Below are 23,815 nucleotides of genomic sequence, written 5' to 3' on the forward strand. Positions count from 1 at the left end.
GCGCAACAAGCGCAGCGGTATTAATCCAAAACTTCGATGTATCGCACCGCCCGTCATTATCCGCGTCCTGCTTAGCCCGCCACGCTCATCTCGGGCACCGCTCAAAGCGCTTTCAAAACAGCTATTTGCGCGCATTTTGCGGGCCCGCTCATTTTTTTGGCGGCCCACTGACTCCTACTGAACTCATCCGGAGAGGCACGGTCGGAGCAGGAGTCCCGATCACGGTTGCGATGGCGGCCTGCTATCAATCCCCCGCGTTCCGCGGCGATTAATTCGAGATTTGAGCCAGCTTTGAGCTGAGGATGGAGCCTTGTATGCGCGTACAGTCTGTTGGAACCCTTGAATATGCTCACCCGAGTTTCGTCGATTACTTCCTTGCCAGCATTCGCCTGATCCACGGCCTCACGTCGATCCTGCCCGGGCTACTCCTGCTGGCGTTCATGGAACTTCCCGCCAGCGGCCCGTTCAGCGCATTCCTCGGTTTCTTCGCGGTACTCAGCGTCATCATCTTCCAGACCGTCGGCATCTATAGCGAAGAGGTGTTCAGCACCCTGTTGCGCTTCCGCGTCATGCTCGTGGCCTGGGCCGCAGCGTTCAGCTTCCTGATCTTCATGCATCAGGGCATGGGCCTGTTCAGTTACCTGGAAACCAAACACCTGGTGTTCTGGTTCTTCACCAGCGCCGTCCTGTTCGGCGCCGAGCGCCTGGCCATGCTCGCGCTGTTCCGCCGCCTGATGGCGCGGGGCATGTTCCTGCAGAACGCAGTAATCCTCGGCGGTACCGAGAACGGCCTGCGCGTGGCCGAACACCTGCAGAACCATCGCGACATCCGCACCGGTGTGCTGGGCTTCATCGATGACCGCCTCGAGCGGTTGCCGAAGGAACTGGCCAACCTGCCCCTGCTCGGCAACACCCGCGATCTGGAACGCATGATCCGCGAGGAAAAGGTCACCCAGGTGCTGGTCGCCCTGCCCTGGTTCGCCGACAGCCGCATCGGCCAGCTGATCAACGAACTGCGCAAGCTGCCGGTCAACGTCCTGCTGGTACCGGACATGGTCGCCTTCCGCCACGCCGACAAGCGCATCACCGAAGTCGGCGGCCTGCCCACCCTGATCGCCTCGGACCTGCCGCTGCGCGGCTGGTCCCCCTTCTTCAAGCGGCTGGAAGACATCGTCATCTCCAGCATCGCCCTGCTCGCTGCCGCGCCGGTGATGCTGCTCATCGCGCTGGCGATCAAGCTCGACTCGCCGGGTCCGGTGCTCTTCAAGCAAAAGCGCTACGGCTACAACAACCGGCTGATCGAGGTCTTCAAGTTCCGCTCGATGTACCACGAGAAGTCCGACGCCAACGCCGATCGGCAGACCACCCGTGGCGACGATCGCATCACCCGTGTCGGCCGCTTCATCCGCAAGACCAGCCTCGATGAGTTGCCACAGCTGCTGAACGTCTTCCTCGGCAGCATGTCCATGGTCGGTCCGCGCCCACATGCCACCGCCACCAAGGCTGCCGGCGTGCTGTTCGAGGACGCCGTGGCCGAGTACTCGGCACGTCATCGCGTCAAACCCGGCATCACCGGCTGGGCGCAGATCAACGGCTACCGCGGCGAGACCGACACGCTGGAGAAGATCGAGAAACGCGTCGAGTTCGACCTCGACTATATCGAGCGTTGGTCGGTCTGGTTCGACCTCTACATCCTCGTACGCACCCCGCCGGCGCTGCTGCTGAACAAGGACGTGTACTGATCGACGCACGCTCCGCGCGCCGCCGAAAAGACTGGAAAAAGTCACGCCGCACAAAGGCGTGACAGGAAGGAACTAATGACACTGCCCAAAATCTCACATTCGTTCATCACGGGCCGAATCCCGGCGGCTGCGACCTTGCAGCCACGAGGTTGAACCCATGTTCAAGAACATTTTGATCGTCTGTGTCGGGAACATCTGCCGGAGCCCAACCGCCGAAGCGTTGTTCGCGCACAGACTCAGCGGCCAGGGCCTGACGATCAGTTCGGCGGGCATTGGCGCACTAGTAGGTAACCCCATGGACAAAACCGCCCATGAAGTACTGCAGGACCACGGGCTGGAACTCCCCGCCCACTGTGCGCGCCAGGTCGACAGACACATGCTGCACCAGGCCGACCTGATCCTGGCGATGGAGAACAGCCACATTCAACACATTCGCCAGATTGCACCCGAGGTCCACGGCAAGACGTTTCTCATCGGCAAATGGCAGGACAACCTGGAAATTCCGGACCCCTACCGCCAATCCAAACCCGCTTTTGAACATGTCCACAATCTCCTGACGAAATCCGTCGAGAGCTGGCTTCCTTACCTGAAATGAAGAAGGAACTTCGATGACAACCATGCCCCGCCCAATCTATGAAACCAAAGAGGACAAGGACATCGACCTGGCCCACCTCTTTGACACCTTCATCAACAACCGCATGCTCATTCTGGGCATCACCGGCTTCTTCGCGGCTTTGGGCATCGCCTATGCGCTGCTCGCAACACCGGTCTATCTCGCCAGCGCGATGATCCAGATCGAACCCAAGAGCGGCTTGCCGAGCCTGACCGACGTGGTCAACAACAACCCGCCGGTATCGCCGGCACAGACCGAGATCGCGCTGCTCAAGTCGCGCTCGGTGGTGGGTGGCGCGGTCAGCAACCTGAACCTCGACATCATCATCAAGCCCCACCACTTCCCGATCATCGGCGGCTTCATGGCCCGGCGCTTCGAGCCGACCGAAGAAGGCGAGCTGGGCTGGTACCCGACCGGCCTCGGCGCTTACGCCTGGGGTGGCGAAGTGCTGAAGGTCACCCAGATGGAAGTACCGGACAAGGTGCATGGCAAGGAGCTGACGCTGGAAGCCGCCGAGAACAACGGCTTCATCCTGCGCGATGAAGACGGTGAAGTCGTGGTACAGGGCGTCACCGGCGAGCCGGTAGAGAATGAAGGCTACCGCGTCACCGTGGCCGAGCTGAACGCTCGCCCCGGCACCACCTTCACCGTGATCAAGAATCGCACCTACAACACCACGGAGAGCTATCAGCAGCGCCTGTCCGCCGCCGAGAGCGGCAAGCAGTCGGGCATCGTCAACGTGACCCTGGAAGACCCGGATCCGCAACACGCCATCCGCGTGCTGGAGGAAGTGGCCAACCGCTACGTCGATCAGAACGTTGCCCGTAACGCTGCAGAAGCGACCCAGAGCCTGGAATTCCTCAACGAGCAGGTTCCGGCCGTACGCCGCAACCTCGAGGCTGCCCAGACCGCGCTGAACAAGTACCAGACCGGCTCCCGCTCGGTGGATATCACCGCAGAAACCCAGTCGGTGCTCGATCGCATCGTCGACCTGGAAAAGCAGATCTCCGAGCAGAACCTCAAGCGCACCGAGATGGAACGTCGCTTCACTCGTCAGCACCCGAACTTCCAGGCACTGATGAACCAGATCAACCAGCTGCAGATGCAGAAGGACCAGCTGGAGAAGCAGATCGAGACCCTGCCGTCGACCCAGCAGGAACTGCTGCGCCTGACCCGCGACGTGGAAGTTTCCTCGGAAACCTACTCCATGCTGCTGAACAAGACCCAGGAGCTGGACATCATCCGCGCCGGCACCGTGGGTAATGTGCGCATCATCGACCACGCCGCGGCAGACCTGGAAAACCCGGTCAAGCCGAACAAGCCGCTGGTCGTCATCGTCGCCACCCTGCTCGGCGCCCTGCTCGCCACCGCCTTCGTCTATGTGCGTGAAGCACTCAAGCGCGGCGTGGAGAACCCGGAGGACATCGAACGCACCGGCACTCCGGTCTACGCCTCGATTCCCTTCACCGAGAAGCAGGCCACGCTGGAGAAGCGCCTGGCCAACTTCAAGCGCGACAAGAGCACTGCATCCTACCTGCTGACCATCAACGACCCGGCCGACCTCGCCACCGAGGCCATGCGCAGCCTGCGCACCAGCCTGCACTTCGCGATGATCGAGGCCAAGAACAACGTCCTGATGATCACCGGTCCGAGCCCGGCAGTCGGCAAGTCCTTCGTCACCACCAACCTGGCCGCCGTTGTCGCTCAGTCCGGCAAGCGTGTACTGCTGATCGACGCCGACATGCGCAAGGGTTACCTGCACAAGGTCATGCGTTGCGATGGCGACAAGGGTCTGTCCGATATCCTCTCCGGTCGCATCACCCTGTTCGATGCCATCCAGAAGACCCAGCTGAACAACCTGCACGTGATCACCCATGGCCAGTTGCCGCCGAACCCGTCGGAACTGCTGATGCACGAGAACTTCTCGCGCTTCGTCAAGGAGATCAGCCACATGTACGACCTGGTGATCTTCGATACGCCGCCGATCCTGGCGGTCACCGACGCCGCGCTGGTCGGCAGCCAGGCAGGTACCACGCTGATGGTCACCCGCTACGGCCTGAACGGCCTGAAGGAAATCGAAGCGGCCAAGCGGCGTCTCGAGCAGAACGGCCTGCTGGTCAAGGGCGTGATCTTCAACGCCGTGGTCCGCAAGGCATCCACCTATGGCGAGTACGGCTACTACCAGTACGAATACGCCAGCGCCAATAAGTAAGTGATTCGCACGGCGGCGGGGTCAACCCCCGTCGCCATGCCGAACGCCGCCCCATTTTTTTTTTCGTATCTGCCCGACACTGACTTGCGAGCGTCAGCGGACATTTTTTTTGCTTGAAGATAGGTGTTTAGCGATGACCAGACACTCCAACCGGCCTGCAATGCGCTCGACCCGACTGGCAGTGGCCCTGGCGGCCGCGCTGTCGGCTGTCGGCGTGTGCGCCGCCGACTGGCCTGTCAATGACGAAGGAGGCCTGGCCCTGCACGGGGTCAACATCTCCGGTGCCGGCTTCGCCCCGCACATCACGCCGGGCAAGAACGGCACTCACTACTTCTACCCCGAGAACAAACACTTCAAGTACTACGCCGATCAGGGCATCCGCCTGATCCGCTTTCCGTTCATCTGGGAGCGCGTGCAGCACTCGCTCGATTCCGGATTGAACTTCGACCAGATCCGGTTGTTGAAGAAGACCCTGGATCTGGCCGCACAGAACGGCCAGAAGGTCGTTCTGGACATGCACAACTATGGTCGTTATCACGGCGAACTCATCGGCTCGAGCAAGGTGCCCTACGAAGCCTATGCCTCGGTGTGGCGCAAGCTGGCCGAGCGCTTCAAAGGTCACCCGGGCCTGCTCGGCTACGACATCATGAACGAGCCGCACAGCACCGTGGGCCTCTGGCCGGGCGCAGCCCAGGCGGCGGTCGATGCGATCCGCGAAGTCGACGACCAGACGCTGATCTTCATCGAGGGCGAGCGCTGGTCGAGCGCCTATCACTGGCCGCTGGTGAACGCCAATTTCCTGATCAACGACCCGGCCGACCGCCTCATCTACGAGGCGCACCTGTACTTCGACGACGATTTCTCCGGCAAGTACATGGCCCAGACCAGCCGCAACATCGATCCGATGATCGGCGTCGAACGCGCGCGGCCATTCATCGAGTGGCTGCAGAAGCATGGCCAGAAAGGGTTCCTTGGCGAGTACGGCATACCCGACGACCTGCCCGAAGCGGCGCAAGCGATGGACAACCTGCTCGCCTACCTGAACGACAACTGCGTGCCCAGCGCGTACTGGGCCGGCGGCCCCGGCTGGGGCACCTACAAGCTTGCGATCGAGCCGCGCAACGGCAAAGACCGTCCGCAGATGGAGCTCATGCGCAAGCACCTGGCCAACGACTGCACGGCCATCGGCCCTACACCTGCGCAAATTGCTGATTGATTCTGGAGTGACTCGAACATGAAATTCGGACTGCTGTGGCATTCGTTCTCATCCGGCAACCTCGGGGTTGGCGCGCTGAGCATTTCCAACATGCTGCTGATCGACGAAGCCGCCCGCAAATGTGGCATCACCCCGGAGTTCCTGATCATCGGCTCCTCCGGCCCCTGTGATTACCCGCCGTCCACCGAACGCTTCAACTACGAATTCATCGAGTTCAACGAGAAGGCCCTGCTTAAGAACCCGCACGGCCTGTATCGGGCGATCGCTTCCTGCGACGCGATCTTCGACATCGGCGAGGGCGACAGCTTTTCCGACATCTATGGCGCCAAGCGCCTGATCAAGCTGCTGGTCAGCAAGGGCATGGCACTGGGTGGCCGCGTGCCGCTGATCCTGTCGCCGCAGACCATCGGCCCGTTCAAGTCCGATTGGGGCACCAAGGCCTCGGCCTGGGCGATGAAGAAGAGCACCATGGTCTTCGCCCGCGATCACCAGTCCTTCGATGTGCTCAAGCAGCTGAACATCCCCAATCGCGACGAGGTGATCGACGTCGCCTTCGCCCTGCCCTTCGAGCGCCAGAGCGAACAGCGCGACCCAAGCAAGCTCGCCGTGGGCCTGAGTGTCTCCGCGCTGCTGCATCATGGCGGCTACGAAGGCACGGCCAACCAGTTCGGCCTGCGCGCCGACTACAAGGCGCTGACCGACCGGCTGATCCGTACCCTGCTCGAGCGCGGCCACGAGGTGCACCTGGTGCCCCACGTGATCCCGATCGGGTTCCCCGCCGAAGACGACTACACCGTCTCCCAGCAGCTCCAGCAGCAGTATCCGGAGCTCAAGCTGGCGCCGCGCTTCAAGGGGCCGATCGAAGCCAAGTCCTATATCAGCGGCATGGACTTCTTCGTCGGCGCGCGCATGCACGCCACCATTGGTGCCTTTTCCGCGGGCGTACCGGTCGTGCCGCTGGCCTACAGCCGCAAGTTCGCCGGGCTCTACCAGTCGCTGGACTACCACCGCGTGGTCGACCTCAAGACCGAGGACACCGACAGCGCGCTGGAGCTGGTACTGGCGCACCTGGACAACCGTGAACAGCTCAAGGCCGAGGTCGCCGCCAGCGGCGCGATCATCCGTCGCAAGCTGGACGCCTACAGCGCCGCACTGGAACAGATTCTGGCGACGCTGCATCAGCCTCAGGCCGCGTATCAGAGATAACCATGCGCGACCACGCCCTGATGGGGGTCACCACGGCGGCTCGGACCGCCGTGCAGCTGGGCACCCTGCTGATCCTCGCGCGCACGCTGGGGCCGAGCGACTTCGGCTTCATTTCCATCGTCATCACCTGGTCGACCATCGTCGCCCTGGTGACCGACTATGGCTTCGGCATGCGCGCCCTGCGCGACATCGGTGCCGAACGCGAGCGGGCCGGCGAGATCATGTCGGCCAGCCTGGCGGCGAAGTCGGTGCTGGTGCTGCCGGCCTGCATCGTGCTGCTGCCGGTTATTCTGTTCGTGCTCGATCTGCACCTCATCGAGCGTTTCGCCGCGGTGCTGTTCCTGCTCGGCACGCTCGCTTCGTCCTACGGCGACCTGGGTCTGACGGTTTTTCGCAGCATCGGCCAGTTTCACCGCGAAACCCGAATCGTGGTGGCGACGGCGCTGGTGCATTTCGTCCTGATCGGTGCCGCGATCCTGCTGCGCAACGACGTGCTGGCCATCGGCATGGCGTTTCTCCTGTCGCGGCTGATCTACGCCACCTTCGCCCTTCGCGCCCTGTCGAGGATCCTCGAACTGGGCGGCATCCTGCGCAATTCCTGGAAGGTGCTGGGCGAACGCTTCAAGTCTTCCACGAGCTTCGCGGTGGACAGTGGCGCAACCAACATCTTCGCCCAACTGGACGTCATCCTGGTCAACCACCTCGCCGGCCGCGAGGCCGCTGGCATCTACTTCGCCGGCTCGCGGCTGATCCAGGGCGCGGTGCCGTTCAGCGTGCTGCTGGCCAGCGTGCATATCCCGCGCTTCGCCTATCAGCTGCACAACAAGACCGCCGGGCTAGCCCGCTACGGCCTGCGCATCCTCGGCGAATACACGGGGATGGGGCTGATCTTCGCGCTGGCGTTCTTCTTTATCGGCCCGCTGTTCACCGATTACTTCCTCGGCGCCGAGTACGCGGAGCTGAACACCCTCTGGCTGGCGTTCGCCTGCTTCACCGCCGCGCGCTTCATCGCCGCCGGGCTTGGCGTACAGCTGATGGCCATGGGAACGGGCTTCTTGCGCACCTTCGGAATCATCGCCTCGGGCGTGATCACCGTGCTCTGTTACTGGATTTTCATTCCGTCCCACGGAATACAGGCGGCCCCCTGGGTGTCCACTCTCGGCATGGTCGTCCTGACAGGCATTTACGGTTATGCGGTGCTCGCCATCTACCGCAAGCGGCGCCAGCACGCATGACCGAACTCGTTAAATACTGCCGGTCGCGCATCGCGCCCGACCGGCCGCTCAAGGGAAGGCAGGTATGAAAGCTTTACTCAATCGCGTGCTCAACAACGACCTGTGCAGTGGCTGCGGCATGTGCAGCTCGGTGGCCGATGACGACGCCATCAAGATCCGTCTGACCGGCGATGGCTATCACCGCCCGGTGCTCAATGCGCAGTACCAGAACAAGCCGGTTGCCAACGAGCAGACCAGCGCCGCCTTCGCCAAGTCCTGCCCGGCGCTGAACCTGGACATCCGGCCGTACAAGTCGGCCAACTACCACCCCATCTGGGGCGAGATCCTCGATACGCTCAAGGGCTATGCCACCGATAACGAGATCCGCCAGGCCGGCTCTTCCGGCGGTGTGATCTCCGCGCTGGCGCAGTATTGCCTGGAGAAGAACCTGGTCGACGGTGTCATCCAGATCCAGGCCTCGCACACCGATCCGCTGGAGAACGTCGCCACCATCAGCCGCTCGCGGCAGAACATCATCGCCTCCTCCGGCTCGCGCTACGCGCCGGCCAGCCCCGGTGAGGCCCTGAAATGGGTGGCCATGTCCACCGAGAAGTATCTGTTCATCGGCAAACCCTGCGACGTCGCCGCGGTGCGCCAGATGCAGCAGCACGATCCCCGCCTGAAGGAAAACATTCCCTACATCGTCTCCTTCATGTGCGCCGGCACCCCGAGCCTGCAGGGTACCGAGCAGGTGCTGGACAAGCTGGAGGTCGAGCGCAAGGACGTCACCGCCTTCCGCTACCGCGGCGACGGCTGGCCGGGTCTGACCAAGGCGACGCTGAAGAACGGCGACGAACGCACCATGACCTACAACGATTCCTGGGGAAAGGTGCTCAACCGTCACCTGCAGACCCGCTGCAAGATCTGCCCGGACGGCATCGGTGAGTTCGCCGATATCGTCTGTGCCGACGGCTGGGAAGGCGACGAAAAAGGCTACCCCTCGTTCGAAGAGCGCGAGGGCAACTCGCTGATTCTGGTACGCACCGCAAAAGGCCGCGAACTTTTTCGCAACGCGGAGGCCGATGGTGTTGTCAAAGCGGAGGCGTTCGATACGGGCAGCATCTTCGCCATCCAGCCGTTCCAGTACTACCGCCGCACGACGATTCTTCCGCGGCTGCTGGCCATGAAGCTGCTGTTGCTCAAAACCCCTTCGTACAAAGGCTTTGAGCTTGGCAAAGGGGCCAAGGAGATCGGGTTCTACCAGAGCTTCAAGGCGTTCACCGGTCTGCTGGTGCGGCGCAAGAAGATCAAGAAGCGGGCGCTGGAAACAGCCTGATGGGCTGTGGCGCTCAAGGAACCAATACCTAAGGACTCAGGTTGATGACGAATTTCAGTTCACGCTTCTTCTTTTTTCCGTTGCTGATCATGGCGATCGTGCTGCACTTCGCCGTGTTCGGGGACAGCCCGCACAACCCTTACGGCATCAAGGGTCTGAACGAGCTGTACCTCGCCATCTGCATCATCTTCACCATTCTGCTGCTGGCTTCGGCGGAAAACGCTCCGCGTGAGTTTCGCATCATCATGTACTACTGCGCCTACACCACCGTGGTGTTTCTGGTGCTGCCGGCGATCTTCGCCTACTACACGTACGGACAGCCGATCGTCTTCGGGCTGATCGAGGAACGCCGGGTACTGGCGGCTCTGGGCTTCGCGCCGCTGCTGTTCCTCGGCAAGCGCGTCAGCACCCTGCAGTTCGAGCGGGCATTCCTCTATGCCGCGCTGATTGCCGCGTTCTTCTCCTGGTGCTTCAAGTTCGGCGTGATTCCGGACATGCGCCCGGAAGTGCGCTCCGATGACCGCCCGGACCGATCCTCCATTGGCCCCTTCCTGATCTGCCTGGCGTACTTCTACTGCATCCAGATCTGGTCGAAGGGGGCGTCGCCGATCAGCGGTGCGGCGCGCAGCAAGACCTTCTATCTGGTGATCGCCGCGGTGCTGCTGCTGACCCTGGTGTTCGCTACCCAGACGCGCCAGCTGATCGTGCTGTGCCTGGCCTTCACCCTGTTCTGCCTGCGCGCCAAGGCCATCATCTGGGCCGCCTCGCTGTCGATTCTGCTGTCGCCGTTCTACTTCTATCCGAGCCTGCTGGAAATTCTCGGACTCAACGTCGAGTTCTACGACAGCACCCTGGAAGGCGTGGAAGACGGCGCCCGTTCGGTCACCATCGCCCTGATCTTCGACCACTTGAAGCAGGTCAACTGGTTACCCAGCGGTTCGCTCTCGCTGATGTGGCAGGACGGCTTCATCCCCTATTTCGGCGAACACTTCTTCCTCTCCGACGTCGGCATCATCGGCACGCTGTTCCGCTTCGGCTTCCTGACCTTCCTGATCGTGCCTATGACGCTGTTCGTCTATCACCGCATCGCCAAGAACATAGCCAGCGACATGAGCTTCATCTACGCGACCATGCTGGCCCTCTTCGTCATCTGGCCGCTCAACGGCCTGTTCGAATACGGCCAGCCGGTCATCGCAATGTTGTTCGTCATTCATGCCCTACGGGCCCGTTACCTCCGCAGCCAGGAACCTATCCATGAACGTCGCGCTTATCCTCAACTACAAGGCAGCTACTGAAACCATCAGTTGCGTTGAGAGCCTGCTCGCTCATTGCCCGGCTCTCAACCATGTAGTGGTCATCGACAACGATTCCCAGGACGGCTCCGTCGTGGCTTTCAACCAGTGGCTGGAAGCCCAGCCGCGGCACAACGTCACCGTGCTCGCCAACCCGGAGAACAACGGCTACGCCGGTGGCAACAACTACGGGCTGCGCTGGGCGCTGGACAACCTGCCGGTGACCAACTTCTGGATCGTCAACAACGACACCTACGTCGACAGCGACGCCCTCACCCCGCTGCTCGATGCTCTCGCGCAGAACGATCGCCAATTCGTCGGCTCGGTGATCCTCAGCGCCGATACCGGCCGCCTTGAGTGCTATGGCGGCGGCAAGCTGTACCCGCTGCTGGGCAAGGCGAAGCTGCTGGGCAAGGACCAGACCCTCGAAGCCATGGCCCAGACCAGCGAGCAACCGGACTACCTGATGGGCTGCAGCCTGGCGTTCTCGGCCAAGCTGATCGACCGCATCGGCATGATGGACGAGGCGTACTTCATGTATTCCGAAGAAGTCGACTGGCAGTTCCAGGCGAAGAAGAAAGGCGTGTCGATCCGCGTCGTGCCCGAAAGCCGCCTGTTCCACTACGGCTCGCTCAGCTCGGGCGGCCGCTCGGCCTTCTACCACTACTACCGCAACCGTGCGGCCACCCGTTTCAACAAGCGCTTCTACGGCCAGGGGTTTGCGCTGGCTTCGGCCTGTTTCCTGTCGGCGATCACCGTCATCAAGGAGTTCAACCACCCCAGCCTTGCCTGGTCCGGCATCAAGGGCGCCTTCAAGGGAGTAACGATGAGTGTCTAACGAGACTAACCACGCGTTCGGTGTGCATTTCTACACCGGCAGCAAGGCGTCGCTGCTGAACTGCATTCGCGAGGGGGTCAAGCAGCCCTACTCGTTCGTCGTGACACCCAACGTCGATCACCTCGCGCAGCTGCAGGACAACCCTGCCCTGCGCGAGGCATACGCCAAGGCCCGGCTGCGCCTGTGCGACAGCCGGATCCTGCAGCCGCTGCTGCAGCGTCTCGGCGTGCAGATCGAGGAAGTCATTCCCGGCAGCGACCTGACCATGGACCTGCTCGACTGGGCCAATCGCGAGCATCTGCGCATCGTGCTGATCGGCGCTACCGAACAGGAATGCAGCAAGTTGCGCGCGCTTTATCCGGGCATCACGGTCTACCACCACAATCCGCCGATGGGCTTCATCAATCGACCGGATGAAGTGCAAAAGGCATTGCAGTTCGTTCGTGAACACCCCTCGGAACTGGTGTTCTACGCGGTGGGTGCACCGCGCCAGGAAATATTGGCCAGTTCGATCGAAAGCCACGAACGGACCGGAATGGGCTTTTGTATCGGCGCGTCGATTTCATTCGCCACCGGCAGTATTAAGCGTGCTCCGGTATGGATGCAGAACTGCAAACTGGAATGGCTGCATCGCATGCTCTCCGAGCCAAAACGCCTGGTCAAACGTTATGTCCATGATGCGCTGTTCATTGTTCCTGCATTTTGGCGGGAGAAGAACTACCGCATGGACAAAGCCAAGCCAGCAAAACAGGACAGCTGACGCATTCATCGAAAAAATGGCTGGAATTGCACGGAACCGCGGTGAACCCAGCCAGATCGAGACGGTCTATCCCTTCTGTGTGAGCGTGACAGGATGGCATTTCAACATCGAACTAAACATTGAGCGCCGTCCCGCCTCGGCCGTAATGCTGCAGCCACGCGTAAACAAGTAAGGGATTAAATCTGCCAAGCCGACCGCTGCCGTTTTACAACCAGGAGGGAATTAAACGCTTCCGCGTAGCTGAATATAAAAGCCGCTGGAGATGAACATTCAGGAAGGAGAGAAACTTTGGCTACCGATCCGATTTGGTCGCTGAGGAGTGTGGAGTGATGACTCCGGTCCTCTTGAAAAGGCGAAAGAACAATTCAAACGCCTCAGGCAAAAAAGTGAATCAAGCCGTCTCACTCTTTGAACAACAACCACTCCGTCAAGGATGAACAAACCATGAAACCATTCATTGCACTCGCTTTTACTTCCGCTCTGACACTGCAGGGCTGTGCTTTCGCCCCCGGCCAGTATCTTGACCCCGACGAGTTCAAAGAAGGCGCCGAAGCCGAACACGGCACGGTGCAGCTGGTCCGTATCACGCCGGAAATGCTCCGGGGTGAGATCGCGTCCGACAAAGGCACCTCGAGCAAGCAGGAACTGCTCGGCTACAAGCCGAGCGCCTACCGCATCGGTGCCAACGACCTGCTCTACATCACCGTCTGGGATCACCCTGAACTGACCGCGCCGTCCGGCCCGCAGCAGCAGCTGGATGCCAACGGACGCCTGGTTCGCCCTGACGGCACGCTGTTCTACCCGTACATCGGCAACGTCGAAGCGGCCGGCAAGACCATCGAAGAGCTGCGTGCCACCATCGCCCGCCGTCTGACCAACTACATCGACAGTCCGCAGGTGGACGTTTCCATCCTGCGCTTCGGTAGCCAGCGCGTGGTCGTCTCCGGTGCGTTCAATACTGCCGGCGAAGTACCGATCACCACCGCCCCGATGACCATCACCCAGGCCATCGGCCAGGCTGGCGTCGATACCGATACCGCCGACCTCACCGGTCTGACCCTCAAGCGTGATGGCCGCGAGTACATGCTGGACGTCGACTCCCTCAACCGCCCGGATTCCTGGCTGCACCAGGTCTACCTGAAGGACGGCGACCAACTGCACCTTCCGTACAACGACCAGCGCAAGGTCTACGTGCTGGGTGAGGTAATGTCGCCGCAAGCCATGACCTTCAAGGCTACCAGCATGAACCTGATGGACGCGGTCGGTACCGCCGGCGGTATTCGCCAGGAAACTGCCGATGGCGAGGCGCTGTACGTGATCCGCGGTGCGGAAAACATGGCCGAAGGTCAGGCCAAGGTGTTCCAGCTGAACGCCAAGTCACCGACCGCCTTCGCTCTGGCCAAGCACTTCCCGCTGCAGCCGCAGGATGTGGTGTTCGTGGGGCCGGCCAACATTACCCGCTGGAACCGCTTCATCAGCCAGCTGCTGCCGTCCGCCAGCATCGTGGGCACTGGTGCCGCTGCCGAGTACAACCTGTCTCGCTAAGCGCGCCATGGCCTGATCGCAGGATCGGGTAGAAAAGCCGCAGAGTCATCACCGATGCTCTGCGGCTTTTTCGTACGTTGGCACCCGCCATTGCGCCGTGCGTGCAACACCTACAGCGGAACCGAACCGCCGTCGGCGACGGCGCTCCACGCAGCGTCAGTCAGAAGTGGCCCGGCTAGTACCCCGCACAACGCAGCCAGGCAAAAAAAAAGGTTCATCGCGGACTCTGGGGGAAGAGCGAGTTGACAGTCAGGGAAGCAGGTAAATTGGCAGTCGCCAAACACACCCTTCACCTGTCCCTGCTGTCGCCGTGCATCCTATTGATCTTGCCTCGTTCTGGCCAGGCTATGACACCGTTGCCTGCCGTTCATCTGCCAACAACTCCCTTCTGATTGAGCTCGAGCCTCAAGCCGGTTCAGTGCCCAAGTGCGGGCGTTGTGGTCAGCTCAGTCCGTTGATTCACGAGCGCCGGATTCGTCTGGTGCGTGATCGTGATCTGTTCGATCAGCGCGTCCTGCTTCAACTGCCAGTGCGCCGAGTCGATTGCCTGAACTGTGGTCGGGTGACCGAGCGAATCGACTGGCTGGAGCCTGCATCTCGCCTGACCCAACGGTTACGGATCTGGCTCGAAAGCTTGCTGCGGCTGCTGCCGATCAGCCACGTCAGCCAGCTCACCGGGCTGCACTGGCACACCCTCAAGACGCTCGATAAACGACGCCTGGAAGCCGAGGTAGGCGCCTTCGATTCCAGCGACGTCCGCCGTCTGGTGATGGACGAATTCGCCCTGCACAAGGGGCATCGCTACGCCACGGTCATCATGGATGCCGAGCGAACACGGGTGCTGTGGGTCGGTCACGGCAACAGCCGCGAGGCGATCCGCCCGTTCTTTGAATTGCTCGGCGAGCACTGCCAACAGATCGAGGCGGTGGCCATGGACATGAATACGGCTTTCGACCTGGAGGTGAAGCAACATTGCCCTCAAGCCGAAGTGGTGTACGACTTGTTTCATGTGGTAGCGCGCTACGGGCGAGATGTGATTGACCGAATCCGGGTCGACCAGGCCAACCTCCTGCGCGAAGACAAGCCGGCACGAAAGGCGGTCAAACAAAGTCGTTGGCTGCTGCTGCGCAATCGCGACAACCTGAAGGACGGACAGGCCGTGCAGTTACAGGAACTGCTCGCGGCCAACCAGCCGCTGGCTACGGTCTATGTACTCAAGGATGCCCTGAAGGATGTCTGGTACGCCCCCAGCGTAAGAGAGGGCTGGCGGCGCTGGCGAACCTGGCTGCGGCACGCCCGGGACAGCGGCCTCGCGCCGCTACAGCGCTTCGCCCGCAACCTGCGCAAATATGCCCGGGGCATCCTCGCCAGTGCTCACTTCCCCATGCACACCAGTGTTTTGGAGGGCGTGAACAACCGCATCAAGGTCATCAAGCGCATGGCCTACGGTTTCCGGGACTCGGAATACTTCTTCCTGAAAATCAAGGTCGCCTTCCCCGGGAAAGCGCGATGAACCAAAAAAAAGGGCCTGCTACAGCTTGATAGCAGGCCCGTTTCTGTGAGCAGCTTCGAGGGCGTCAGCGCACCGCTTCGAACAACCCGGCCGCGCCCATGCCGCCGCCCACGCACATGGTCACCACGCCGTAACGCAGATTGCGGCGCTGCAGTTCGCGCACGATATGACCGGCAGTACGCGAGCCGGTCATGCCGAACGGGTGGCCGATGGAGATCGAGCCGCCGTTGACATTGTACTTCTCGTTATCGATACCCAGGGTGTCGCGGCAGTACAGGCACTGCGAGGCGAAGGCCTCGTTGAGCTCCCACAGGTCGATATCGGCGATCTGCAGCCCTTTTGCCTTGAGCAGGCGCGGTACGGCGTAGACGGGACCGATGCCCATCTCTTCCGGCTCACAACCTGCCACGGTGAAGCCACGGAAGAACGCACGCGGCTTGAGGCCGAGCTCGATGGCCTTGTCCAGGCTCATCACCAGCGTCATCGAGGCGCCGTCGGACAGCTGCGACGCGTTGCCGGCGGTCACCGAACCGTCCTCGGCGAAAGCCGGCTTGAGTCCGGCGAGGCTTTCCAGGGTAGTGTCCGGACGGTTGCAGTCGTCACGGTCGACCACACCCTGATGCAGGGTGCGCTCGCCGGTGTTCTTGTCCTCGGTGAAATACTGCACGTTCATCGGCACGATTTCGTCGCTGAACAGCCCTTCGGCCTGGGCACGCGCGGTGCGCTGCTGGCTCTGCAGTGAGTAGAGGTCCTGCTGCTCGCGGGTGACGTTGTAGCGCCGCGCCACGAGCTCGGCGGTCTGGCCCATGGTGTGGTAGATGCCTGGCACGCGTTCCTGGATGATCGGGTTGAACAGGTGATCGGTGTTGCGGCTCTTGAGCGTCAGGGTGATGGACTCCACCCCGCCGGCGACGATGACGTCACTGCAGCCTGAGGCGATCTGGTTGGCCGCGACGGCGATGGCCTGCAGGCCGGACGAACAGTAGCGGTTCAGCGTCATGCCGGAACAGGCGATGCCCAGGCGCGACAACACGGCGACGTTGCGGCCGATGTTGTAGCCCTGCGCGCCCTCGTTGGAACCGGCCCCGACGATGCAATCCTCGACCAGCGCCGGATCGACATCGTTGCGCGACAGCAGCGCATCGACGCAATGCGCCGCCATGTCGTCGGGACGGGTCATGTTGAACTTGCCGCGGAAGGACTTGGCCAGGCCAGTCCGCACGCTATCGACGATCACTACTTCACGCATGACATACCTCGGAGACTAGGCGCGGTCGCGGAAATGTTATGGCGGCGCAGCGCGCACGGATTGTTCCACGACCGCAGGGTGGACGGTGATCCGAGCATAGTTCCGGCGTCGCGAGCATGGCGACGACCATTCAGCAAGCATATGCACGGCCATCGCCTCACGGATCAGGCATGCCCGCGGCAGGCGTTTGAGCAATCTCGCAGGTGGGTGCAGCGTCTAGCTGGCGCCTCACTGCAGTTACAAGGCCGCTCCCTCAGGCACTTGGCGAGCCGATCCTGGTCAACGCCCCTTCTCGATCGCGGCCTCCAGCGCCTCGTTCAACGTCCGCAACACCTTCACCCTGGCGAAACGCTTGTCGTTCGCCTCCACCAGCGTCCAAGGCGCGATCTCCGTACTGGTGCGGTCGACCATATCAGCCACCGCGTGGCCATAATCGTCCCAGCGCTCGCGGTTGCGCCAATCCTCGTCGGTGATCTTGAAGCGCTTGAAGGCGGTATCCTCGCGCTCCTTGAAGCGCTTGAGCTGGGTCTTCTTGTCGATGCTCAGCCAGAACTTCACCAGCACGATGTCCGCATCGACGAGCTGCTCCTCGAAGTCGTTGATCTCCGTATAGGCCCGCAGCCACTCCTCCGGCGTGCAGAGACCTTCTACCCGCTCAACCAGCACGCGCCCGTACCAGGAGCGGTCGAAGATGGTGAACTTGCCGCGCTCCGGCACATTGCGCCAGAAGCGCCAGAGCCAGGGCTGCGCCCGCTCTTCGTCGGTCGGTGCGGCGATCTGCACCGTGCGATACATTCGCGGGTCCAGCGCGCCCGTGACCCGCCGGATCGCGCTGCCCTTGCCGGCCGCATCATGTCCTTCGAACAAGGCCAGCACGCCGCGCTTGCGCAGCCTGCGGTCGCGCAGCAGCCGTGATAGCCGCGCCTGCTCCTCGGCCAGTTGCTGCTGGTAGTTGTCCTTGTCGAGCTTCTGGCTCAGGTCCAGGCTGTCCAGCAGGCTCAGGTGATCGAGGTCCACCTGCAGCGGCGCCGAATGGGGCTGGGCCACGCTCTGTCCGGGCTGTTTCGCGGCCGCCAGCGCAGCCTGCAAACCTTCCAGCAGGATGCGCCCCACGGTCAGGCTGCGATAACGCTCGTCGGCGCCTTCGATCACGTACCAGGGCGCGAAATCGCGGCTGCTCAGCCGCAGGATCTGCTCGCCGTAGCGCACGAATTTGTCGTAGGTCTTGGACTGCTGCCAGTCCAGCGGGCTGATGCGCCAGCTGTGCAGCGGGTCGTTCTTCAACGAGTCGAGGCGTGCATTCATCTGGTCTTTCGAGAGATGGAACCAGAACTTGAAGATCAGCATGCCTTCGTCGCAGAGCATGCGCTCCAGACGCTGCGCCCGGGCCGTGGCCAGCTTCAGCTCGGCACCCTTGATGCGGCCATGCACGCGATCCTCGAGCATCTTGCTGTACCAGTTGCCGAAGAAGATGCCGGTATGCCCCTTCGGCGGCAGCCGCCGCCAGAAGCGCCAGGCCGGGGGGTGCGACAGCTCTTCGTCGCTGGGCACATCGAAGCTGTCGACCCGAATCAGCCGGGGGTCCATCCACTCGTTGAGCAGCTTGATGGTCTCGCCCTTGCCCGCCCCTTCGATACCGTTGATCAGGATCAGTACCGGGAACTTCGCCTGCGCCTTGAGCCGATACTGCGCCTGCAGCAACGCCTCACGCAGCTCTGGCACCGCGGCGTCGTAGGTTTCCTTGTCGATGGCGTGACCGATTTCGGCTGATTCGAACATTACTGGCTCCGTCCCGGGTGATGCACTCAACCCTAGCAGGCAGACCGCGAAAATAGCGAGCCAGAAGCAGAGCTAGATCGAACTACATTGATTCAGGTCGACGCTCGTCGCCTCATGCCACGAGCGTTTTCACAAGGGATTACGGCACAATGGCGACCATGAACGACCGCCCCCCGATCCCGCGCTGCTGCACGCCACCACTCGACCACTGGCCGCTGCCCCGGCCGCTGCCCGGCGTACAGCTGCTGAGTACGCGTTTCGACCCGACGTTGCTCGAACGCGACGATTTCCTGCGCTGGAACATTCCCGAACCCAAAGGCGTGAGCAAACGGCAGACCGAGTTTCTCGCCGGCCGCCTGTGCGCCCGCGAAGCACTGCATCGCCTGACTGGCTCGGCGTACGTGCCCACGGTCGGAGAGGACCGGGCGCCGCAATGGCCGGCCGGTACCGTCGGCTCCATCACCCACGGTGCAGGCTGGGCCGGCGTAGTGGTGGCGCGCCAGGAACATTGGTGCGGCTTGGGCCTGGACGTCGAGCGCCTGCTCACATGCGAACGGGCCGACCGCCTGGCCGGTGGGATTCTCACCGGCGGCGAGCTGGAGCTCTACGCGTGCCTGAACGACAACGAGCGCGCACTATTGGTCACCCGCACCTTCTCGCTCAAGGAGAGCCTGTTTAAAGCGCTGTACCCGCTAATCAAACAGCGCTTCTATTTTCAGGATGCCGAAGTGCTGGACGTTAGCGCAGACGGTATCGCTCGCCTGCGCCTGTTAATTGATCTATCGGAAGGCTGGCGCAACGGCGCAGAACTCGACGGCCAGTTCGCGATCTTCGATGACTACCTGCTCAGCCTGATCGCCATCCCGGCAGAGCGCCCGGCCGGCTGATTGTCCTTGCCACATACCTGGCGAGCGCCGGCCGGCCCTGGTAGGGGCTCGTGCCAGCGCCTGCGACCGAACCCTCGGCGCCACAGCGGGTCAACCAGACAGCCCCAATTCACCGGCGCGCACGCCTATAATCGCGCCCTCAGAAATTGACACAGGTGCACCATGGCCAATCCATACCACGATCACAACCTGACTCTGCTGGCCCATCTGCGCGGCATCCTGCTTGCCATGGGCGAAGCCGAACAGGTCTCGGAAGAAAGCCACGCGCTGTTCCTCGAGCGCTTCGACGAGCTGATCATGAATCTGCAGAACGTACCGGAAGAGCGCCACATGGGTCAGGACCTGATCTGCCAGGTCTTCCACCGCTACCCACAGATCGCCCACCTGGTTCCGCGCGACCTGCTCTGGTTCTTCGGCGGCGACTGCCTGCACTTCATGCCCGACGAGGAAATCGCCGTCTTCCAGCAACTCGAAGAACGCCGCTATGAAGCCGAGCAGAACGACGAGCCCTTCGACTGGAATCTGGAAAAGCAGCTGCTGAGCATGCCGGACGAGGGCGCGCGGCATTGACGAGTCGGGCGTTGGCGGTAAATCTGTAAGCGCTCAGCAAACCGAGCGTCGACGTTTCCGGAGACAGTGAGCCCAAGCCCGCCTAAGGTCTCGATGGCGGGCCGGTCACCGCAAAAACAGCGCTCCGATCAGGCGTTGGCCCTCTACGGAGTTACCCGACTGGACGACCAGCAGAGCGCTATCCGGGGGCAAGCGCGTTATTCCAGCTCCACTCGCCGCTGCTGATAGATCCAGTCGACGATCTCCCCCTCCGGCACATAACCACTCACTACTTCGCGAAGCAGCTGCCGCACCTGCGGGTAATCATCGCTTTCCACCGCCTTGAGCAGCTTCGCCAGCCGGTCCTTGAGTACATCCCAATCGAGATGCTCCTCATTGGCGCGCATGATCATCGGGTGCTCGGTGGCACTGACGTTGTCACCAATCAGCAGCTCCTCGTAAAGCTTTTCACCGGGTCGCAGGCCGGTGTACTCGATGGCAATGTCCCCGTGCGGACACTTCTCGGAACGCACGCTGAGACCGGATAGATGAATCAACTTCTCGGCCAACTCAGCGATCTTCACCGGCTGGCCCATATCCAGCACGAACACGTCACCGCCCTGCCCCATCGAGCCCGCCTGAATCACCAGCTGAGCCGCTTCGGGAATGGTCATGAAATAACGGGTGATCTTCGGATGCGTCACCGTCACCGGCCCGCCCGCACGAATCTGCGCATAGAAGCGCGGTATCACCGAGCCTGACGAGCCGAGCACATTACCGAATCGCACCATGGTGAAGCGCGTCTTGTTGACGTGATGGACCCCGGAGGCGCCGAACAGACACGGTGCCGGCTCACGGCTCAACGCCTGCAGAATCAGCTCAGCCACACGCTTGGTGCTGCCCATCACATTGGTCGGGCGAACAGCCTTGTCGGTAGAAATTAGAACGAAGTTGCTGACACCAGCCTGCACCGCTGCCTGTGCCGTGTTCAAGGTGCCGATCACGTTGTTCAGTACGCCCTCCGCCACATTGTGTTCGACCATCGGCACATGCTTGTAAGCCGCGGCGTGGTAGATCGTCTCCACCTCCCAGGTGCGCATCACGTCCAACAAACGCTCCGGGTTGCGAATCGACCCCAGGATGGGCACCAGCCGGGTTGCCAGCGACGACCGTTCGATCAACCTCTCCAGTTCAAGGTGGATGCTGTACAGATTGAATTCGCAGTGCTCGAACAGCAGGAGCGCCTTGGGCTTGCTCGACAGGATCTGCCGGCACAACTCCGAACCGATGGAGCCACCCGCACCGGTCACCATCACCACCTTGCCGCGGATGCATTTCTCGAACAGTGCCTGCTGCGGCGGCACAGCATCGCGCCCTAACAGGTCGGCGATATCCACTTCCTGGATATCTTCGACCTGCACCTTGCCGCTCGCTAAATCCATAAAGCCAGGCACACTGCGCACATGCAGTGGAAAACGCTCGAGCATTTCCAGAATCTCGCGCCGACGGCCCCGCGAGGCAGAAGGAATGGCCAGCAGGATTTCGGCCGCGCCGGTCTCCTCCACCATCTGAGTGATGTGCTTGGCCGAATAGACGCGCAGCCCGGCAATGGAACGGTTCTGCAGGTTCGGATCGTCGTCGATGAAGGCCACCGGTCGCATCGCCCGGCCCATGCGCAAGGCCGCCACCAGCTGATTACCCGCCGCGCCGGCACCGTAAACTGCCACCTTCGGCAACCCGGCATCCTTGCCCTTGAACTTGAACTTGATGGTCGAGTCGGGGGAAAACCAGTCACCCATGAAGTACTGGCGCATCACCAGGCGCAGGCCACCAATCAGTACCAGGCTGAGCCACCAGTAGTTGAACACCATCGAACGCGGGATGACCTTGGGCACGTCGCTCCGCCAGTAGATCGCCAGCGACAGCGTCAGCGCCGACAGCGTGACGGCCTTGACGATGGCCATCAGCGCATCGCTGCCGAAATAGCGCATCACCGCACGGTACATGCCAAAGCGCACAAAGAAAGGGATGGAGAGAAGCGGCGCTATACCGAATATCCAAGCGTGACCACTCAATGGCTCGACAAACCCGGCCTCGCCAACCCGCACGAAAAACGCCAGCCAAAGAGCCGACCAGACCAGCACCACATCGGTCGCCACCTGAATCAGCCGCTTCTGCCGCCTCGGCAGCCGCACCAGACGGGCACGAAGTTTCTCAGCAAACCTCAACACAAACCTTCCCCTTCCTTAGCGCCGAACATGCTCGAGCGGCCAACCAGGCGAGCAGCATTCTGCAGGCAACACATACACCCACGTAGAGCGAATGAATCAGCCCTTGTGCACAATCCGATCGCCGGCACCCTTACCCGCCACGGTCATGAAGATGTACTTGAAATAGTCCGCGACAGTCAGGCTCTGGATCATTTTTTGATCCGTTTCGGCCAAGAGCGCGGGCGTGGACATATCGATCTCGCTCACCTGAGCCAAGCCGGTAATTCCGGGGCGTACTGCATACACACCCCGCCTGGCGCGCTCTGCAGTCAGCTCTTCCTGATTGAACAACCCGGGCCGAGGCCCCACCAGGCTCATCTCGCCCTTGAGCACATTCCAAAGCTGTGGCAGCTCGTCCAGCTTGGTCTTGCGCAGAAAACGGCCAAAGCGGGTAATCGACGCACTGCTCGCCAGGTGCGTGGCAACCGACGCCGTATCCACCCGCATGGTGCGGAATTTGACCAGCGTAAACGGCTGCTGATGGCGACCGACACGCACTTGCCGAAAAATCGGGGAGCCCGTATCGAAAAGCCCGATGATCACAAGCACCACGAGCACAGGGAAGCCAAAAACCAACCCCAGCAAAGAGAAAACAAAATCGAAAATACGGATCACGATGGTTACCTGCCGATGATCAGTCAACGGGCTCGAAGCAGCGACGCAGGCCCTCTTCGACAGTGTATGGCGGCTGCCAGTCCAATAGCTCGCACGTCTTGCTGATGTCCACTTGCAGAGAGCCTAGCAACCGCTGAGCCATTGCCTTCTTGCCAAGCAAGGTAGCACCAAACTGAAGTAGCCCTACGGGAACCGGGATCAAGCGTGCAGGCTTACCCATCGCCTTGCCCACAGAGCGCAGCAGCTCAGTGGTAGACAAGTCTTCGCCATCGCCGGCCAGGAAGACTTGATTGGCAGCGGCGGGATGGTCGATGCAGCGGATGATCAGGTCGACCAGATTGTCGATACCGACGAGAGAGCGCTTGTTGTGAATTGCCCCTAGCGGTAGAGGAACACCTTTTTCGACCCAACGCACCAAACTACCAAAGCTTCCAGGGGCGCCAGGGCCGTAGACCAAAGGAGGACGAATGATCACGACCTCCATACCTGACTCTTGCTGAATTTGCCATAATCCCTGCTCAGCTTCCCATTTAGACAAAGCATAGGGCTCAACAGGATTAGGCTGATCATCCGCGATAAATGGATGATCGTTAATATTACCATTTACGCCAATCGAGCTAATATAAACAAAGCGCTTGACACCAGCAGCCGCAGCCTGCCTTCCCAAGTTGAGTGTTCCTCCCACATTTACCTTGCAGTATTCATCTAGCACGTCAAGCGTTTTATCGGAAGGAATATGAGCACGACCAGCAACATGTACAATCGAATCTATGTTAACGAGAATAGATGACCAATCAGTAAATGGACTTATCTCGTCAATATATTCAGCACGGGGAAAATTACATATTAAAGACGACGAAAATCTAATACAGGGTATCACAATGAAATCATCACACCGCCCCAACTTAGTCATAAGACGGCTACCAACGAAGCCTGTTGCACCTGTAACAAGTAGTTTGTATCGCTGCTCTATCATATC

Annotated in this window: 19 protein-coding genes; 14 read left to right on the forward strand and 5 right to left on the reverse strand. The window is 61.3% G+C overall.

Features of this window, described 5'->3' with window-relative positions:
* Nucleotides 1-314: 314 nt before the first annotated feature.
* The 12 genes from PSTAB_RS11890 (at nucleotide 315) to PSTAB_RS11945 (ending at nucleotide 15,487) form a co-directional block, all read left to right on the forward strand.
* Nucleotides 315-1,742: an undecaprenyl-phosphate glucose phosphotransferase gene (locus PSTAB_RS11890; RefSeq protein WP_013983092.1), complete on the forward strand. Its 1,428-nt coding sequence runs from the start codon at nucleotides 315-317 to the stop codon at nucleotides 1,740-1,742.
* 157 nt (nucleotides 1,743-1,899) lie between these two features.
* Entirely contained in the window at nucleotides 1,900-2,337 is a 438-nt protein-coding gene (locus PSTAB_RS11895; protein WP_013983093.1) for a low molecular weight protein-tyrosine-phosphatase, read from the forward strand.
* Nucleotides 2,338-2,350: 13 nt separating this feature from the next.
* A complete protein-coding gene (locus tag PSTAB_RS11900) occupies nucleotides 2,351-4,567 on the forward strand; it encodes a polysaccharide biosynthesis tyrosine autokinase (protein WP_013983094.1) in 2,217 nt (738 codons plus the stop codon).
* 133 nt (nucleotides 4,568-4,700) lie between these two features.
* The gene (locus PSTAB_RS11905; protein WP_232244003.1) at nucleotides 4,701-5,783 is read left to right on the forward strand and encodes a glycoside hydrolase family 5 protein; all 1,083 of its coding nucleotides are present in this window, start codon (nucleotides 4,701-4,703) and stop codon (nucleotides 5,781-5,783) included.
* Nucleotides 5,784-5,801: 18 nt separating this feature from the next.
* Nucleotides 5,802-6,989, forward strand: a complete 1,188-nt coding sequence (locus PSTAB_RS11910) for a polysaccharide pyruvyl transferase family protein (RefSeq protein ID WP_011913609.1) — start codon at nucleotides 5,802-5,804, stop codon at nucleotides 6,987-6,989.
* A gap of 2 nt (nucleotides 6,990-6,991) precedes the next feature.
* A complete protein-coding gene (locus PSTAB_RS11915) occupies nucleotides 6,992-8,224 on the forward strand; it encodes an oligosaccharide flippase family protein (RefSeq protein WP_013983096.1) in 1,233 nt (410 codons plus the stop codon).
* 64 nt (nucleotides 8,225-8,288) lie between these two features.
* Entirely contained in the window at nucleotides 8,289-9,539 is a 1,251-nt protein-coding gene (locus tag PSTAB_RS11920; RefSeq protein ID WP_013983097.1) for a Coenzyme F420 hydrogenase/dehydrogenase, beta subunit C-terminal domain, read from the forward strand.
* A gap of 44 nt (nucleotides 9,540-9,583) precedes the next feature.
* The gene (locus PSTAB_RS11925) at nucleotides 9,584-10,834 is read left to right on the forward strand and encodes a hypothetical protein (protein ID WP_013983098.1); all 1,251 of its coding nucleotides are present in this window, start codon (nucleotides 9,584-9,586) and stop codon (nucleotides 10,832-10,834) included.
* The gene (locus tag PSTAB_RS11930; protein WP_013983099.1) at nucleotides 10,794-11,669 is read left to right on the forward strand and encodes a glycosyltransferase family 2 protein; all 876 of its coding nucleotides are present in this window, start codon (nucleotides 10,794-10,796) and stop codon (nucleotides 11,667-11,669) included. Before PSTAB_RS11925 ends, PSTAB_RS11930 begins: the two co-directional genes overlap by 41 nt.
* Nucleotides 11,662-12,429 carry a WecB/TagA/CpsF family glycosyltransferase gene (locus tag PSTAB_RS11935; RefSeq protein ID WP_013983100.1) on the forward strand — a complete coding sequence of 256 codons (768 nt, stop codon included), beginning with the start codon at nucleotides 11,662-11,664 and terminating at the stop codon, nucleotides 12,427-12,429. Before PSTAB_RS11930 ends, PSTAB_RS11935 begins: the two co-directional genes overlap by 8 nt.
* A 444-nt stretch (nucleotides 12,430-12,873) precedes the next feature.
* The gene (locus tag PSTAB_RS11940) at nucleotides 12,874-13,974 is read left to right on the forward strand and encodes a polysaccharide biosynthesis/export family protein (RefSeq protein ID WP_013983101.1); all 1,101 of its coding nucleotides are present in this window, start codon (nucleotides 12,874-12,876) and stop codon (nucleotides 13,972-13,974) included.
* A 310-nt stretch (nucleotides 13,975-14,284) separates the two neighbouring features.
* Nucleotides 14,285-15,487, forward strand: a complete 1,203-nt coding sequence (locus tag PSTAB_RS11945; protein WP_013983102.1) for an ISL3 family transposase — start codon at nucleotides 14,285-14,287, stop codon at nucleotides 15,485-15,487.
* A 64-nt stretch (nucleotides 15,488-15,551) separates the two neighbouring features.
* Here the strand turns inward: PSTAB_RS11945 and PSTAB_RS11950 are convergent, their stop codons facing one another.
* Entirely contained in the window at nucleotides 15,552-16,736 is a 1,185-nt protein-coding gene (locus PSTAB_RS11950) for a thiolase family protein (RefSeq protein ID WP_013983103.1), read from the reverse strand.
* A 279-nt stretch (nucleotides 16,737-17,015) separates the two neighbouring features.
* Complete coding sequence (gene pap / locus PSTAB_RS11955) at nucleotides 17,016-18,515, reverse strand: polyphosphate:AMP phosphotransferase (protein WP_013983104.1); 1,500 nt, start codon at nucleotides 18,513-18,515, stop codon at nucleotides 17,016-17,018.
* 158 nt (nucleotides 18,516-18,673) lie between these two features.
* On the opposite strand from pap, the gene PSTAB_RS11960 reads away from it, so the two are divergent.
* Nucleotides 18,674-19,402, forward strand: coding sequence for a 4'-phosphopantetheinyl transferase family protein (locus PSTAB_RS11960; protein WP_193384065.1), 729 nt, complete (start codon nucleotides 18,674-18,676; stop codon nucleotides 19,400-19,402).
* A 162-nt stretch (nucleotides 19,403-19,564) separates the two neighbouring features.
* Nucleotides 19,565-19,972, forward strand: coding sequence for a PA2817 family protein (locus tag PSTAB_RS11965; RefSeq protein WP_013983106.1), 408 nt, complete (start codon nucleotides 19,565-19,567; stop codon nucleotides 19,970-19,972).
* Nucleotides 19,973-20,169: 197 nt separating this feature from the next.
* Here PSTAB_RS11965 and PSTAB_RS11970 read toward each other — a convergent pair whose 3' ends face one another.
* From PSTAB_RS11970 to PSTAB_RS11980, 3 genes are all read right to left on the reverse strand, one after another.
* On the reverse strand, nucleotides 20,170-22,182 hold the full coding sequence (locus PSTAB_RS11970; protein WP_013983107.1) for a polysaccharide biosynthesis protein: 2,013 nt from the start codon (nucleotides 22,180-22,182) through the stop codon (nucleotides 20,170-20,172).
* 96 nt (nucleotides 22,183-22,278) lie between these two features.
* The gene (locus tag PSTAB_RS11975) at nucleotides 22,279-22,836 is read right to left on the reverse strand and encodes a sugar transferase (protein WP_041771950.1); all 558 of its coding nucleotides are present in this window, start codon (nucleotides 22,834-22,836) and stop codon (nucleotides 22,279-22,281) included.
* Between the two features lie 19 nt (nucleotides 22,837-22,855).
* Nucleotides 22,856-23,812 (reverse strand): UDP-glucose 4-epimerase family protein, encoded by a 957-nt coding sequence (locus PSTAB_RS11980; protein ID WP_080564979.1) that lies wholly within the window; start codon nucleotides 23,810-23,812, stop codon nucleotides 22,856-22,858.
* Nucleotides 23,813-23,815: the final 3 nt, after the last annotated feature.

This window comes from Stutzerimonas stutzeri, assembly GCF_000219605.1.
Lineage (GTDB): Bacteria > Pseudomonadota > Gammaproteobacteria > Pseudomonadales > Pseudomonadaceae > Stutzerimonas > Stutzerimonas stutzeri.

Bases quoted from the DNA above. Each gene is read 5' to 3' on its own strand.
- pap (WP_013983104.1), bottom strand. From the start codon at position 18,515: ATGTTCGAATCAGCCGAAATCGGTCACGCCATCGACAAGGAAACCTAC.
- PSTAB_RS11895 (WP_013983093.1), top strand. From the start codon at position 1,900: ATGTTCAAGAACATTTTGATCGTCTGTGTCGGGAACATCTGCCGGAGC.
- PSTAB_RS11965 (WP_013983106.1), top strand. From the start codon at position 19,565: ATGGCCAATCCATACCACGATCACAACCTGACTCTGCTGGCCCATCTG.
- PSTAB_RS11915 (WP_013983096.1), top strand. From the start codon at position 6,992: ATGCGCGACCACGCCCTGATGGGGGTCACCACGGCGGCTCGGACCGCC.
- PSTAB_RS11960 (WP_193384065.1), top strand. From the start codon at position 18,674: ATGAACGACCGCCCCCCGATCCCGCGCTGCTGCACGCCACCACTCGAC.
- PSTAB_RS11890 (WP_013983092.1), top strand. From the start codon at position 315: ATGCGCGTACAGTCTGTTGGAACCCTTGAATATGCTCACCCGAGTTTC.
- PSTAB_RS11925 (WP_013983098.1), top strand. From the start codon at position 9,584: ATGACGAATTTCAGTTCACGCTTCTTCTTTTTTCCGTTGCTGATCATG.
- PSTAB_RS11920 (WP_013983097.1), top strand. From the start codon at position 8,289: ATGAAAGCTTTACTCAATCGCGTGCTCAACAACGACCTGTGCAGTGGC.
- PSTAB_RS11980 (WP_080564979.1), bottom strand. From the start codon at position 23,812: ATGATAGAGCAGCGATACAAACTACTTGTTACAGGTGCAACAGGCTTC.
- PSTAB_RS11930 (WP_013983099.1), top strand. From the start codon at position 10,794: ATGAACGTCGCGCTTATCCTCAACTACAAGGCAGCTACTGAAACCATC.
- PSTAB_RS11900 (WP_013983094.1), top strand. From the start codon at position 2,351: ATGACAACCATGCCCCGCCCAATCTATGAAACCAAAGAGGACAAGGAC.
- PSTAB_RS11910 (WP_011913609.1), top strand. From the start codon at position 5,802: ATGAAATTCGGACTGCTGTGGCATTCGTTCTCATCCGGCAACCTCGGG.
- PSTAB_RS11905 (WP_232244003.1), top strand. From the start codon at position 4,701: ATGACCAGACACTCCAACCGGCCTGCAATGCGCTCGACCCGACTGGCA.
- PSTAB_RS11940 (WP_013983101.1), top strand. From the start codon at position 12,874: ATGAAACCATTCATTGCACTCGCTTTTACTTCCGCTCTGACACTGCAG.
- PSTAB_RS11950 (WP_013983103.1), bottom strand. From the start codon at position 16,736: ATGCGTGAAGTAGTGATCGTCGATAGCGTGCGGACTGGCCTGGCCAAG.